The sequence below is a fragment of the Haloferax chudinovii genome, assembly GCF_042663345.1.
GTDB lineage: Archaea > Halobacteriota > Halobacteria > Halobacteriales > Haloferacaceae > Haloferax > Haloferax chudinovii.
Window position 1 is genome coordinate 99,300 of sequence record NZ_JBHTAB010000003.1, and the last position, 14,433, is coordinate 113,732.

Sequence of the window (14,433 nt, forward strand, 5' to 3'; positions counted from 1 at the left end):
CCCCGAGTGACGGGAGGGTAACCGGGTGACCCCGTCGACCCCCCACCGAGTCCGACCCGCGTGCGGGTATGCAACTCCCATTCGTGGGGAAGCGCGGTGGTTAAACGGCTCCGTCCGCAACAGTGGGGCAATGAGCCAGGACGCCTCCTCGGAGGGAGACCTTCGAAACACCGGGATGTCGCTGAAGCACGACCGGGAGTGGGACTACGAACTCGAACGAATCGTCGAAGCCGTCGAAGAGCGCGACGCCAAGCGCGTCGGCCTCCAGTTCCCCGAGGGGCTGAAGCGCCGCGGTCCGGCGGTCGCCGACGACCTCCGACAGCTCTGTGACGACGACGTGACGTTCATGCTCTCCGGCCAGCCGTGTTACGGCGCGTGCGACCTCGACACCTACCTCATGCGCCGGACCGACGTGTTCGTCCACTTCGGCCACTCGCCGATGAAGGAGTCGGACAAGATAATCTACGTCCCGCTGTTCTCCAACGTCGACCCCTTCCCCATCATGGAGGACGCCCTCGACGACATCGAGGGCGACGAGGTCGGTCTCGTCACCACCGCCCAGCACATGAACCGCTTCGAGGAGATGTGCGACTGGCTCGAAGAGCGCGGCTACACCGTCCAGACTCGCAAGGGTGACGACCGCCTCACATACGAGGGGCAGGTCCTCGGCTGTAACTACGCCTCCGCGGACATCCCGGCCGACGACGTGCTCTACGTCGGCGGCGGCAAGTTCCACCCGCTCGGCCTCGCGATGGAACACCCGGACAAGAACGTCGTCATCGCCGACCCCGTCAACAACGTCGTCACCATCGCCGACACGCGGAAGTTCATGAAACAGCGCTACGCCTCGGTCCACAAGGCGATGGACGCCGAGAAGTGGGGCGTCATCTTCTGTACGAAAATCGGCCAGGGCCGCATGGAAATCGCCGAGAAGATTCTGGAGGACAACGACAACGCCTACCTCCTCACGATGGACGAGGTGACGCCCGACAGGCTCCGGAACTTCGACATGGACGCGTTCGTCAACACCGGCTGTCCGCGCATCACGACCGACGACGGCCCGCGATTCCACAAGCCGATGCTGACGCCGCAGGAGTACCGCATCGCCGTCGGCGACGAACCCCTCGACGCCCTCGAATTCGACACGTTCCACGGCACCTGGTAACTCGTGACGCTCCGCGACTCCCTCTGAGCGGCCCCGCACGCCGCCGGGTGTCGCGTCCTGTCTCGATTCTCTCGTCGCGCCTCGTCTCGAACGTGTTCGATTTCCGGACAATCTCTCCAGAATACCTATACGGGTCGCCCGTTCACGGACACGTATGGTCCCTCCACGAACGTCACGAACCGCTCTCCTGAGTCTGCTCGGCGTCCTCGCGCTCGCGGGAACCGCCGCCGCGCAGAACCTCGAATCCGCACAGCAGATTTCGCCAGTGTTCCGCGCCGGCGGGAGCTTCCTCCTCGACCTCGTCGTCGGCGGCATCCTCGTCGCCGCGGCCCCGGCGTACACCAGAGACGCCATCGCCGAGATTCGAGACGACCCCGGCGGCTCGTTCCTCTGGGGCCTCGGCGTCGGCATCGGCGGCCTCATCGCCCTCGCCCTCCTCGCAATCACTATCATCGGCCTCCTCGTGGCGATTCCGGGCTTCCTCGCGCTCATCCTCCTCAGCATCGTCGGCGGAGCGGTCTCGACGGTCCTCCTCGGTTCGCTCGTGACCGGCGTCGCTTCGGGCGGGTCGCCCTCGCTGGGCGTCTCGCTCGTCGTCGGTGCGCTCATGGCGGCGGTCCTGTCGCTCGTGCCCATCCTCGGTAGCGTCATCCTGTTCGTCGTCGACATGCTCGGACTCGGCGTCGTCGGGCGAAACCTCTACCGAGCGTGGTCCTGACGCCGCTCCGGCGCTTCTGACAGGCGGTCCTCACGGGCCACCACAACATTCAGGGTACAGGTAGCGAATGGGTCAGACAGATGCCGACGACCCACCTCCCCGTTCTCGGATTCGACGTGCAGCGGGTCGTCACCCCGCTCGAAGCCGCCGACGTCGACGCAGACCGGGTTCGGCTGGTCCGCGACGAGGCCGACCCCGAGCAGGGTCGCGACCCGGACGACTGTACGCCCGGCGCGCCGCGAGCGAGCGCCCACGCCGCGAAAGCCGTCTCCAGACGCCTCGCGGGACGGGGGACGCTCGACGAAGCGCGACTCCCCTTCACCGCGTCGTTCGAAGAACTGTACACCGCGACGGCTGACCTGCTCCGCGAGGCCGCCGCGGACGGCAACGTGCAGGTGAACCTCGCGGGCGCGCCCCCGCAGGTTGCCGCCGCCTTCTACGCCGCGCGGACCGCCCTCGTCGACGGCGGCGACCTCGACCGCGGGACCGTCTTGCTCCTGACGATTCCCGCGACGGACCACCCCGACCTCGCGGCCATCGACGATTTCCGGACGCTCGTCGCCGACGTCGAGGCCGCGTCAGACGCGTTCGCCGAGTTCCGGCGCGTCGCCGACGGCCCCGCGGCCGCGGCCGTCGCTCGGCCGCTCCGCATCGCCCTGTCGGACCTGCGCGACGCGCTCGCCGAGGCCAGCGGCGAGTCACAGCCGTCCCGTCCGAACTCTCGCGTCCGCGGTCCCGCGGGCGCTCGCGGGGCGCGCTCCGGCGGCGACTCGCCGTTCGGCGCGATGAGTTCCTACGTCGGTCGCGCCCGCGAACAGTTGGCCGACCTCGTCGAGTCCGAGGCTCCCCGCCCGGACCCCGAAGACACGCGCGACCCGAACGCGGTCCTCGACGCGCTCGACGCGTGGCTCGACACCGAGAGCCGCCTGCTCGCGTCGGTCGAAGACGACCCCCGCGAACTGGTCGCGCGCTTCCGAACGAGCTGTGAGGCGCGCTTCGGGAAGTTCGAAGACCGGGCGACTATCGAGCTGTTCGAGTCGCTCGACCGCTTCGACGCGCACCTCGACGCCTATCTGGACGCCCGGTCGCAACTCTCGGCCGCCGCCAGCCCGGTCGCCGAGCGGACGGCCGACCTCTCCGAGCGGGCCACGGCGGCCGCGACGAGCCTCTCCGAACTCGACGAGTCCGGCCCGGTGACCGGCGAGTCGGCCCTCGAACTCGACGCCCACGCGCTCTCGCCGCTGGGCGACCTCGAAGCGGCGGTGCTGTCCGTCCTCGCGACGGGGCCGCCGCGCTCTCGCCCGCGGACCCGCCGCGCGGTCGCCGCCGAACTCCGCGAGCGCGCCGAACACCACGGTATCGTCGCCGGCGCGCGCGACGAGGAGACGTGGTCGGCGTTCGATTCGTTCTGCGTGGGCGTCGCTCGCGATAGCGTGACCGGCGACCGTTTCGAAAAGCGGCTCTCGAACGCGCTCGTCCCGCGACTCGACGTGGCCGTCGAGGGGCTTGCCGCAAACGGGTTCGTCGCGACGCGCGAGCGCGAACGCGGCCGCGACGCGCTCGAACCGACGGACGCCGGCCGGCTGTGGGCGTCGACGACCGACTGGGAGTCGTTCCGCGAGACCGTCGTCGACGACCTGCTCCGCGACTGCGTCGAGCGCGACGAGGGCGTCGCCGACGCGTAGCACAGAACAACGCGACCGAACTGGATTCTCAGACCGCGTCTTCGACGAACGCGACGGCCGCTTCCGGAGAGTCGCACCGCTCGAACCCGTCCAGCGAGCCGACCTGTTGGGTTCTGATTCCGGCCGTCGGGCGGTCGAAGACGTTAGCGTAGCCGATTTCGGAGAGCGTCCCGCCGCCGCCGTCGACGGCGATGACGGCGTCGCCGTTCATCGCGACGAGCGCGTTTCTCGCGTGGCCGAGACCGGTCGCAACGGAGATGTCGACGTAGGGGTTCGCCTCGCCGCGGTCCTCGCCCGGGAGGACGCCGATGGTCGTGCCGCCGGCGTCCTTCGCGCCGCGGCATGCCGCCTCCATGACGCCGCCGAGGCCGCCGCAGACGACCGTGTGGCCGCGCTGGGCGAGCAGGCGACCCAGCTCTTCCGCGATGGTCTCGACCGGGGCGGGGACGGCGCTCCCGCCGACGACGCTCACGCGCACAGCGGGGCCTCCTCTCGCCGCCCGCGGGTGTCGTCTCGGCGCTCGCCGACGTTGTGACTGATAACTGTGCGCATGAGATATCGGACCGCGTCGAAGAAGATAAGTGCGGGGCCGCGTCGCCCGACCGGAGTCGGACTGGTGTTGCTCGGTCGCGTCAGAACTCGTCCGTTCGCCGCGAGTCGTCGTCCAGCGGGGAGACCGCTTCCCACGTACCGCACGCGCGCATCGTCCGAGCCATCGACGAGAAGTTCGCCGTTTGCTTGTGGGTTCCTGACATGGTACTTACTAGCACAAGCTTGTCCATTAAATATCTTGTCGGAGTACTACCTTATACACCACATATATCTTCAAACCATTCCGTATCCCGGACGATTCTATCACAAATATCACGAGATTGTTGTCTATTTCGCGTTCGTGTCTGTGCTTCGGCGGGAGGAACGGGGCGGAGAGCGGGCGGTCGGGAGTGTGGAACCGCTCGCGGCGAGTCGACGGGAGAGCGCAACGCTTAGTCCCCCCGCGCGAGGACACGTCTCTATGACAGTCAGCGACTGGGGCGACTGGCTCCCGCGCGCGGTCGAGGCGGCCGACCCCGAGACGGTGGCCATCTGGTATCTGGGATGCAACGGGTTCGTCATCAAAGGTAGCGAGGGGACGACGGTGTTCGTCGACCCGTACGTCGGTATCGGCGACCCGCCGCGGACGGTCCGCATGATTCCCGTCCCGTTCGACCCCGAAGACGTGAGTGAGGCCGACGCGGTGCTCGCCACGCACGAGCACACCGACCACGTCCACGGCCCGAGTCAGGCACCCATCCTCGAGAACACGGGCGCGACGTTCGTCGCCCCCGACGACTCGCTTTCGGTCGCCTACGACGACGAGGCGTGGGTCGACGACTACGACCTCTCGGACGACCAGTTCGAGGAGGTTACGGAGGGCGAAACCGTCGAAATCGGCGAGTTCACCGTCCACGTCGAACCCGCCTACGACCCCGATGCGAGCCATCCGGTCGCCTACGTCTTCGAACACGAGTCGGGCACGTTCATCCACGGCGGCGACACCAAGCCCGCCGAGGAGTTCGTCGACGTCGGCGACCGCTACGACCTCGACCTCGGCATCCTCGCGTTCGGGACCGTCGGTAACATCTCCGACAAGGAGACGGGCGAACCGGTCCGCACGAAGTGGTACAACGACGAGAACCAGATTATCGAGGCCGCGAGCGACCTCGACCTCGACCGCCTCGTGCCGACCCACTGGGACATGTGGAAGGGCATGACCTCCGACCCGAAGGTACTGCACCACCACGCCAAGAGCTTCGAGGCCCCGCGCTCGCTCGACCTCGTCGAAATCGGCGACCGCGTCGACCTCTGAGGTCGCCCCCGTACTGATTTTTCGGCGGCGGCCGTCCCCACGACGGCCATCGCCGACTGATAGCCGCCGCATCGAAACCGTCGAATCGAAAGACGGCGGTGGGGCGGACCCGTCGCCCCCGGTTGTTTTATAATGGATGTCGGGAAAGTGGCGGCCATGAGCCGCGAGTCCGAAGGGGTTACATCGGTTTCCGACGGCGAGGTCACGGTCGAAAAGACCTTCGCCGCCGACGAGTTTCCCGTTCCCGCCATCAAGTTCGTCATCAGTTCGACGCGAGACGAGGCGACCCGAATCCGGGTCATCGACCGCATCCCGGAGTCGTTCCCGATGGAGAGCGTCGGGTTCCACCCCGACTTCGAGAGCGACAACTGGACGGCCTACAAGGACCACCGCGTCGAGTACGAGCGGACGCTCGACCCCGGCGAGGAGCTCGTGACGGTCTACGGCATCCGCATCACCGACGGCCACGACCAGACGGATTTCCTCGAAGAGCCGACGCTCGAACGCATCCCGGTCGACGGCGGCATCGACCCCGACGACATCGACGACATCCTCGGCGAAGACCGCAGTCAGATCGTCCGGGACGTGCTCGCGGGCAACCGCGACCCGCCCCGTGACGAGTCGTCCGCCGCCGACGCGGACCGAGAGGACGAAGGGGAAGTCGTCCTCGACGCGCCCGCGGACGCCGATTCTGCGCCCGAAGCCGCCGTCGGTTCCGAGGCGGACGCGACCGCCGACGCGGGGGCCCTCGGCGACGAGCCGAGCGACGGCGACCTCGCGGCCGCCTTCGGTGGCGGAGACGACGGGGACGTCGAGACCGACGCGACGCCTGACCCCGACGTGCTCGGCGACGACGAGGAAGCCGACGACGAGCCCGCCGACCTGACCGGCCCGCGCGCGGTCGCCACTGACACCGCGCCGGCCGTGACCGCACACCTCGAACAGCCCGATGTCGAGGTTGAGGCCGCCGAAGACGCCGAGGTCGAAGCGGACGCCGAGGTCGAAGCGGACGCCGATGTCGAAGCAGACGCCGAGCCGTCGGCCGGCGAACCGAGTGTGGACGACGACGCGACTCCGGCCGGAAGCGCGCCCGCGACCGACGCGGGCGGCCTCGTCGGCGCGCTCGCCGCCGAGATTCGGTCGGGCGCGGCCGACGAGGAGGACATCGAAGTCCTCCGCGAGGCGGTCGACGCCGAGACGCGCCGGAGCACCGACGTGCGCATCCGCCGCCTCCAGTCGCAGATGGAGGACCTCGCGGCGTACTCCGACGCGCTCGCGGAGTTCATCGACGAGGAGGGGACCGGGAGCGAACTCGTCTCCGAGTTCCGCGCCGAGATGGCCGACTTCCGCGAGGACCTCGACGCCCTCGACTCGATGGTCGACGGCGCGGTCGAGTCGGTCGACGACGCGACCTCTCGGCTCGACGCGGCCGAAGAGACCATCGCCGCGGTCGACGAGCGGTCCGACCGCGTCGCCACGCGAGTCGCGGACGCCGAGAGCCGCCTCGACGACCACGACGGTCGGCTCGAAGGCCTCGCGTCCGACCTCGAAACCGCGGACGACACCCTCGACGACTACCACGGCTGGCTCGAATCCCACAACGAACAGTTCGAGACCGTCGAGGGCCGTCTCGACGACCACGACGGTCGGTTCGATGACCACGACGAGCGGCTCGAAACCGCCTCGCGGAACATCGATGCCGGTTCCGCCCGCCTCGACAGCGTTGAGGAGACGCTCGCCAAGCGCGAGGAGGAACTCGTGACGGTCCGCGAGCGCCTCGACGACATCTCTGGTCGGCTCGACGAGACGGTCGACCGGCTCGAAGGGGCCGAAACCGACGCGGCGGAAGCGACCGAGCAGGCCTCGACGCTCCACGCCGAAGTCGGCGATATCCGCGAGGACATCGCCGAACTCGACGGGGACATCGTGGAGACGCGCGAGGCGCTCGACGACCGCCTCGCGGACGTTCAGTCGCGGGTCGAAGACGCCGCGGCCGACGAGGAAATCGACGCCCTACGCGACGACATCCGGGAGCTTGACGACACCGTCGCCGAACTCGAAACCTTCCGCGAGCGCCTCGCGGGGGCCTTCGGAACCGGTATGGGCGGCGGTCCGGCCGCCGGCGACGACGACGGCGACGGTGACGACGGCGACAGTGACGACGGCGACGCGGAGTAGCCCGACCGAGCGCGTTCCCGAGAGACGTTTTCCCGAAGCGCAACCTGTTTAGCGGGCCGCCCCGACGTTCCGATGATGACAGAGACGGTGCGCGTCGCTGTTCCGCGAAAGGGTCGCCCCCTCGAAGCGGTGCTCGAACGGTTCGCCACGACCGAGAGCATCGCCGAGGTGGCGGACGAAATCACCTCGACACTCCGATACGAGAAGTCGGTCACGAAGGGCCATACCCAGCCGGAACACGACGTGTACGAGCGACTCGCGGACTACAGCGACCTCTCGGACCCGGCCGGGCCGGAGTACACGCTCCTGCGCGACGACCGAGACGGCATGCCGCGGCGCATCGTCTTCGACAGCGTCGTCCTCGACGTCGACGGGGTCGACATCCACCTCGTCGGCCGCGAGGAACCGTTCCGCGCCCTGCGGACCCACGAGTTCGGCCTCGGCTTCGACAGCGCCGACCTCGTCCTCGAAGAGGTCGTCGGGCTCCGCCCCGAGGGGCTCGGGAGCATCGAGGACGTGAACGCCCGCATCGACCCGATGGACACCGACGTACGGGTCGTCTCCGGCCTCGGCGACACGGTGTATCACACGCTCATGGCCGACCCCGAACTCCTCCCGCCCGGCTCCGAACTCGACCGCGATTTCGTCGCGGACTACGCGGGCGACCTGTGTATCTCGCCGCGCTACGAACGCCTCGTTGAGGCGGTTCTCGGCACGCGGTGTCTCGACGGCGTGACGTTCGCGTACCCGGACGACGCGCCCGAAGAGGAGGCCGCCATCGCGGAGACCGGTCTCGGCGTCTACCTCACGATGACCGGGTCGACCGCGCGCGAACACGGCCTCGTCCTCGGCGAACACCTGTTCCCGAGCGAGACGGTCCTGATGGAGAACGTCGCGGAGGCGACGCCGGCCGCGGAGACGGTCAAACGGGCCATCGCGTCGCCCGAGCTGGAGACCGAACTGAAGGTCTAACTACGCCGACGACTCGTTTTTCGGTTCCGCGTCGCCACAGAACATCAGCGTCGAGAGCGTCCGCGACTCGAAGCCGCCGTCGTCGGTGAGCGAGACGGTCGTGCTCGACGCGTTGCAGTCGAACTGCGACTGTTCGATGGTGACCGTCTCGGTCGCCTCGTCGCCCGAGTCGCTCCGCCGAGCGACGCGGAGCGTGACCTCGCGGGCCTCGGTCACAGACGCCCCGACTCGCGCGCCGGGTTCGAGGCGGTACGTGCCGCCGAAGGCCGCCGCGCCCGTGGGCGTCTCGTAGGTGAATTCGACGACTTCGGCCGTGTCGGTCGGGTTCGAGACGGCGACGCCGTGTGGCTTCGTGGCCTCGGTGGGGAGCGACCCGTCGCCGAGCGCGACCATGACCGCGTCGTCGGCCTCGACGGTGTTGGGGCTACAGGCCATCCGCGTCGACCCGCCGGAGACCGAGACACCGCTGTCGTCGGGAGAGAACGCCGTCCACGAGCGGTTACAATCGAACTCCTCGGGCCCGACCGTCTCGGTCGCTTCGTCGCCCGAGTCGATGTCGGTGACCGACACGTCGTAGTCGGCGGGGACGCGAAGCGAGACGGTCACCGTCGCGTCGCGGGCGAGTTCGTAGGTCTCCGCGTGGCCCGCGCCGAGCGGGCGCGAGACGTCGATGCGGGTGGTCCACGGCTCGTCGGTCGGGTTTTCGAGGCGGACGTGGCGTGGTTTCAGCGTCCCGGCGTCGCTGGCGGGTCCGTCGCCGACGACGGTCGTGAGGCGTTCGCCGGTCGCGACCGAGACGGCTTCGACCGGGTCAGGCGTCGGCGTCGGGTCGGGGGTCGATTCGGTCATCGAGTCTCCGTCGTCAGAGTCGTCAGAGCCGTTGCCGGCACTCGCGGTACAGCCAGTCAGCGCCGCCGCGAGGCTGGTTCCGGCCGCGGCGAGGAGGGTTCGTCGTTGCACACGGCACCCAACGTGTAGGGGTCACTTCCCCCTGTGTGTGGCTCAAACGCGCGTTTGAGTCCAGACCGCGCCGAGGCTCACGAGGACGGCGAGAGCGACGCCGACGATGAAAACGAGCGCGCCGGGGCCGGCGAGGAAGGCGGAGACGAACTCCGCGACGCCCGGTTCGGGGATGGGAGCGGTCGGAGCCGGCGCGGCGTATCTGACCTGCGGCCGTCGCGCGGTCCACAGCGTCTGCACGGCGACGCTTCCGACCAGCGTGACACCGACGCCGGCGACCAGCGTCCGAAGCCCCGACGAGAGCTTCGATTCGGTTCGCTCCGCGCCGGCGAAGAGAACGACGGCGGAGCGTGTCGGGCCGTAAACGGCCATCTCGCGGCCCTGCGCGGAGACCCACGTCGTCACGGGCTCTATTAACTCGGCGTCGACCAGTCGCTCGACGTGGTAGCCGACGGTCTGGAGCGTCGTGTCGAGCGCGTCGGCCAGTTCCGAGGCGGGGCGCGGGTCGTCGTAGACGGCGGCGAGGAGTCGCCTCGCGGTGGCCGACGAGAGCGCCGACAGGACCTCGTCGGCGTCGTCGTCGTCGAGTGCGACGAGAAGCGGCGTCAGGGCTCGATCTCGAACCGATGCGGCGGCGGGTTTCAACGGGAGCAACGAACTCACGGTCTCGGCCGTCGTTCTCGCTCCACGGATAAAGAGGCCGGCATGAGTCAAGCACCCGTTTGACCCTCTCGTCCCCCGCGTGAGAACGCCTCTCTCGGAGTTAGTACATGCTAGCGACACGTCGATGGCCGCTCGCGGGGGAGTACGACCGTGAACCAGATTCGAACGAATCCCACGGAGGAACAGCTGTGAACGGCGAGGCGGTTCGGTACGAGAGCGACCACTTCAAGGCGACCGCCGGCTACGGCGCCCGAAAGCGGAACCTGCAACTCGTCTTCTTCGACGCGCAGTATCCCGAACCGGAACAGACGGCGGACGGCCTCCAGTCGGTCGAGAGCCAAACGATGAGCGCGCTCGAACGCGTCGAAGCGGCCGTCGAACGCTCGGGGCTCGACTTAGACGACGTGCTCCGAACCACGGTGTACACGACCGACCTCGACCGAATCGACGCTATCGAGTCGGCCTACGACGCCTCTTTCGCCACCCGACGGCCGGCGATGACCGTCGTCGGCGTCTCCGAGCTCCCGAACGACGCCGCCGTCCAAATCGAGGCAACGGGTGTTAAACGATAGGTCGCTCATTCACCAATTCTATATAGCGAGATAAAGTTTACAAGTCGCGCTTCGAACAGCGTTCGCTCGCTCCTCAGCGGAGCGAGTAGATGTTCGATTCGTATGTCTCGCGCACTCTATCACCCCAGTTGTGGGTGTACGTGTCGATGATATCTCCGGCCACGTCGCCGCGGAGGTACTTGACGATGCCGCGGTCGCCGGTGCGGTCCCGGAGGTGGGTCGTAAAGAAGTGTCTAAAGTAGTGCGGCGTGACGTTTCCCTCGCGGTCGCCGCCCGCCCGGTACCAGCCGGCGTCGGCGGCGTGAGCGGTGACGATGTGGTGGACGGCGTCGGGTTCCAGTCGCTGGCCCCACCCGGAAGCGGTGCCGACGAAAAGCGGCCCGGCCGGTGACGGCGAATCGGGCCGAACCGCCAGCCAGCGACGCAGAACGTCCTCCAGTTCGTCATCGACGGGGACGACCGTCGACCGCTTTCGCTTGTTGGAGGCGGTTCGCTCCTCGCCGTTGGTGACGCTCCCGACGCTCGGGTCGGCGGCGACGTATATCGACGGTCCGCGGCCGTCGAGCGCGGCGCGGGTCGATACACCGCTTACGGGTGTATCCGCCTCCGCCGCCAGCGACACGTCTCGAAGGTCGAGGTTGCACAGTTCGCCGACGCGCATCCCGGTCTTGAGGAGGGTGACCACCAGCGCGTGGTCCAGCGGATGGGCGATTCCGCGGACGAACGCCCGCATCTGCGGGACCGAAAGCTCCCGTCGGGCGGGGTTGGTGTCGATGCGCTCGTCCATCTCCTCCATCACGAGGCTCATCGGGTTGGAGTCGAACGCGCCGACCTGCGCCATGTAGGCGTAAAACCGGTGGAGGTAGGAGGCGTACGTCGCCACCGTGCTCGGCGCGACATCCCGGTTTCGCAGGGTGTGTATCCACGCCATGCAGTCGCGGTGGGTCGCGTCGTCGACCGACCGGACGGTCCCGGAGGGGTTTCGCGAGGGGTCGCCGAGGAACGACTCGAACGCCCGGAGGACGCGCTCGTAGGCGTCGCGGGTCCGGTCGGTCTTCCCGTGATAGGTCATATCCTGCAGGAAGTAGCCGACCGGGTCCTCCGCGTCGGCGGGTCGCTCAGCGGCCATCGCGCTCCGCCAGCGTGTAGCCGCCGTGTCGCCCGCTGTACACGACTCGGCCCCTCGATTGCAACTCCTGAAGCGTCGATTCGAGGCGGTCTTCGATGCCGTCGGTCAGCGCCTCGACGAGGTCGTCCCACGACCGATGCGAATCGGCCGCGAGCGCCTCGACGATTCGGGCCTCGAACCGGTCGTTATGTTCGCCCACTTTGTCCTGATTCGAACCGTCGTTCTGGAGGCCTGTTTCCACCCCTTCAACCCCGGGGGTTGTGGCCGCTTTATCGCCCCTCGCCGGAACGTCGAAATCGCGCCGACCGGCCTGTACCATCGTTCTGACAAATTCGCTCTGACTCATCCCGAGTCGGTCCGCGTGGTCCTTCCAGATTGCCTTCTGGTGGGCCGGGAGGTAGGTTTGCACCGTCGCGCGGTCGGTCTCGTCGCTCATGCACGGGTCGACACGGGGGTCGATATTCAATCCACCGGCACAGTCCAGAATAAGAGAGATTATCCTGAGTAGTACATGCGGGTTTTTGGCGGTGAGATTTAGTTATCCTGAATACTGCAATCATGGTTTCGGCGATTTACATGCAGTATTACGGATATCTGATTTTCTCGGAAGACGCCGATTTCGGGCGTTTCGAGCGAATTTGAGACTCGCCCGACATTCCGTTGCTTTCGATAGGTCGAATTTTGCACGTCACCTTCTCTTTTCTGTGATGACGACCGATTTTTGGATGGTGTTCCTCTCCCCATTTACCCCTGGGGTAACGCATGGACGAACCACGTACACGGGTTTCGTTATTCCATCTTTTATTTTACTGAATTATTACAAAACCGGATAACACTGGTTTGGCTCCAATTTTATTTCTCTCATCAAGACGCGAACTATTTTAAATATAATTTCCGTCTATTTCTTCGAGAATTTATATGCGGGACGACACGTCACCCGCGTTCTCTCGTACAACTATATTTCAACCAGAATCAAACCGATATTTTCACCGATTATACCCGTTATCCTCCTCTGAATATCTGTCGTCGGACGTGACTTCATTTCGATATAAAATTGCCTGTTATCATGTTGGTGTCATCACGACGAACTCCGTAGAGTGTTGTCTAATTCGAACACGCAACCACCCGGGAGACGCCGTTCCGAATGCTTGACGACGAACCCAACCGAGGTCTTTGCTGGCCGGATTCGTTCTCTTTTGACGCCTCCACAGCCCTCGTCTTCGCGGTGAGAACAGTAACTCGGCGTGTGTCCTCCATCTCAGGTGAAGCGGCGCTCAAGCGCGCTGTGGCCGTCCTGATGGACTCCTGTGAATCTGGGGCTTCGGGTCTCGCTCACGGTCGGATTCGACGACTCACTTTCGGCGGCGACGACCCGTGTGAGTGAACCAGCTCCCCGGCCGCCGACTCGTTCGAGCGGACCGCCCGAATTTCGAATGCGACCCCAGACTCTGCCTACACGACCGGACCTGCGGCCGACGCACTCTGTGTACTCCCGACTGCGATACGAACCACCCGAACCGGGGCGTGATGCGACTGTCGCGCTGTGACGTTGAGCGGGCTCAAACGCTATCGACCGCTGGAACTCCGAGTTTCCGCGTCAACGCGACTCAATCGCCGACTCTCTGTAGATTACGGTCTCTCTGTCGGGTCGTCGATTGTCCGATTCGAGACTCGTATATTATATCTCGCTATACACAATTCCGGTTCGCGATTTCGACCGACTTCGGAAGATTCGGGGTCTCGTTGACTCCGGCTGATTCGCGTTCGAGTCGCCGAAACGGCCGGATGTCGACGATTTTACCCGGCACGCTACGCTTCGACTCGCTCTATCAGTTCGGGGCCGTCGTTGGCGGGGCTGTTCACCCGCGCCGACACGGGGTACGCCGTGAGTTCGTCGTCGGGGTAGGTGTCGAGGAGGGCCGCCGCCTCGTCGGGGTCGCCGTGGAGCCACGTCTCCTCTTCGTCGGGGTCGAGAACGACCGCCATCCGGTGGTGTAACTCGGAGACGAGGTCGTTCGGCTCGGTCGTGACGACGGTGAACGTCTCAAGCGGTTCCTGTTCGCGCGAGGGACCGCCACTTCCGAAGTCGCCGAGGCCGGTCTGTTTGGTCGGGGGCGTCCATCGCTCCCAGAGGCCGGCCATGGCGAACGGGCGGTCGTCCTCGAAGGCGACGCGGTAGGGCTGTTTGTCCCCGCCGCGGTCGACCCACTCGTAGAAGCCGTCAGAGGGAACGAGACACCGGCGGGCCTCGTAGGCGTCGGCGAAACTCCGCTTCTCGCGGACGGTCTCCGCGCGGGCGTTGATTCGGTCGTTGCCGACGCTTTCGCTGTCGGCCCACGAGGGGACGAGACCCCACTTCAGAAAGCGGAACTCCTCGGGCGCGTCGTTGGTCACGACCGGGAGTTCCTGCCCGGGCGCGCAGTTGTACCGCGCCGAAAGCGGGCGCGTCGGCGTCGCGTCGAACCGCGTCTCGAGTTCTTCGGGAGGGGTAAACAGCGTGTAGCGGCCGCACATATCTCCGACTTCGCGCTCTGCGGGTAAAACG

14 protein-coding genes are annotated in these 14,433 nt (G+C 66.7%); 7 read left to right on the plus strand and 7 right to left on the minus strand.

Translation table 11 applies throughout. From position 1 onward, the window contains the following. Window positions 1-130 precede the first annotated feature (130 nt). The 3 genes from dph2 (at window position 131) to ACFQI8_RS08055 (ending at window position 3,568) form a co-directional block, all read left to right on the plus strand. A complete protein-coding gene (gene dph2, locus ACFQI8_RS08045; protein ID WP_390243850.1) occupies window positions 131-1,165 on the plus strand; it encodes a diphthamide biosynthesis enzyme Dph2 in 1,035 nt (344 codons plus the stop codon). A gap of 154 nt (window positions 1,166-1,319) precedes the next feature. Next, on the plus strand, window positions 1,320-1,883 hold the full coding sequence (locus ACFQI8_RS08050; protein WP_390243851.1) for a DUF8173 domain-containing protein: 564 nt from the start codon (window positions 1,320-1,322) through the stop codon (window positions 1,881-1,883). A gap of 80 nt (window positions 1,884-1,963) precedes the next feature. Further along, a complete protein-coding gene (locus ACFQI8_RS08055; RefSeq protein WP_390243852.1) occupies window positions 1,964-3,568 on the plus strand; it encodes a hypothetical protein in 1,605 nt (534 codons plus the stop codon). Window positions 3,569-3,596: 28 nt separating this feature from the next. Here ACFQI8_RS08055 and ACFQI8_RS08060 read toward each other — a convergent pair whose 3' ends face one another. Together ACFQI8_RS08060 and ACFQI8_RS08065 are read right to left on the minus strand one after the other, a co-directional pair. After that, on the minus strand, window positions 3,597-4,046 hold the full coding sequence (locus ACFQI8_RS08060) for a TIGR00725 family protein (protein WP_390243853.1): 450 nt from the start codon (window positions 4,044-4,046) through the stop codon (window positions 3,597-3,599). A 154-nt stretch (window positions 4,047-4,200) separates the two neighbouring features. Further along, the gene (locus ACFQI8_RS08065; protein WP_390243854.1) at window positions 4,201-4,323 is read right to left on the minus strand and encodes a hypothetical protein; all 123 of its coding nucleotides are present in this window, start codon (window positions 4,321-4,323) and stop codon (window positions 4,201-4,203) included. A 257-nt stretch (window positions 4,324-4,580) separates the two neighbouring features. Between ACFQI8_RS08065 and ACFQI8_RS08070 the strand changes: the two genes are divergently transcribed. From ACFQI8_RS08070 to ACFQI8_RS08080, 3 genes are all read left to right on the plus strand, one after another. Continuing rightward, window positions 4,581-5,414 carry an MBL fold metallo-hydrolase gene (locus tag ACFQI8_RS08070; RefSeq protein WP_390243855.1) on the plus strand — a complete coding sequence of 278 codons (834 nt, stop codon included), beginning with the start codon at window positions 4,581-4,583 and terminating at the stop codon, window positions 5,412-5,414. 156 nt (window positions 5,415-5,570) lie between these two features. Then, window positions 5,571-7,592 carry a hypothetical protein gene (locus ACFQI8_RS08075; protein WP_390243856.1) on the plus strand — a complete coding sequence of 674 codons (2,022 nt, stop codon included), beginning with the start codon at window positions 5,571-5,573 and terminating at the stop codon, window positions 7,590-7,592. Between the two features lie 75 nt (window positions 7,593-7,667). Beyond that, on the plus strand, window positions 7,668-8,564 hold the full coding sequence (locus tag ACFQI8_RS08080; protein ID WP_390243857.1) for a hypothetical protein: 897 nt from the start codon (window positions 7,668-7,670) through the stop codon (window positions 8,562-8,564). Here ACFQI8_RS08080 and ACFQI8_RS08085 read toward each other — a convergent pair whose 3' ends face one another. Continuing rightward, window positions 8,565-9,524, minus strand: coding sequence for an META domain-containing protein (locus ACFQI8_RS08085; protein ID WP_390243858.1), 960 nt, complete (start codon window positions 9,522-9,524; stop codon window positions 8,565-8,567). A 42-nt stretch (window positions 9,525-9,566) separates the two neighbouring features. After that, entirely contained in the window at window positions 9,567-10,187 is a 621-nt protein-coding gene (locus tag ACFQI8_RS08090; protein ID WP_390243859.1) for an ArsR/SmtB family transcription factor, read from the minus strand. Window positions 10,188-10,375: 188 nt separating this feature from the next. Here ACFQI8_RS08090 and ACFQI8_RS08095 point away from each other — a divergent pair, with 188 nt between their 5' ends. Next, window positions 10,376-10,759: a RidA family protein gene (locus tag ACFQI8_RS08095; protein ID WP_390243860.1), complete on the plus strand. Its 384-nt coding sequence runs from the start codon at window positions 10,376-10,378 to the stop codon at window positions 10,757-10,759. Between the two features lie 73 nt (window positions 10,760-10,832). Here ACFQI8_RS08095 and ACFQI8_RS08100 read toward each other — a convergent pair whose 3' ends face one another. The 3 genes from ACFQI8_RS08100 to ACFQI8_RS08110 form a co-directional block, all read right to left on the minus strand. Continuing rightward, window positions 10,833-11,888 (minus strand): tyrosine-type recombinase/integrase, encoded by a 1,056-nt coding sequence (locus tag ACFQI8_RS08100; protein WP_390243861.1) that lies wholly within the window; start codon window positions 11,886-11,888, stop codon window positions 10,833-10,835. Further along, the gene (locus ACFQI8_RS08105; protein WP_390243862.1) at window positions 11,878-12,324 is read right to left on the minus strand and encodes a DUF5805 domain-containing protein; all 447 of its coding nucleotides are present in this window, start codon (window positions 12,322-12,324) and stop codon (window positions 11,878-11,880) included. Before ACFQI8_RS08105 ends, ACFQI8_RS08100 begins: the two co-directional genes overlap by 11 nt. Window positions 12,325-13,697: 1,373 nt before the next feature. Then, window positions 13,698-14,402: an SOS response-associated peptidase gene (locus tag ACFQI8_RS08110; RefSeq protein ID WP_390243863.1), complete on the minus strand. Its 705-nt coding sequence runs from the start codon at window positions 14,400-14,402 to the stop codon at window positions 13,698-13,700. Window positions 14,403-14,433: the final 31 nt, after the last annotated feature.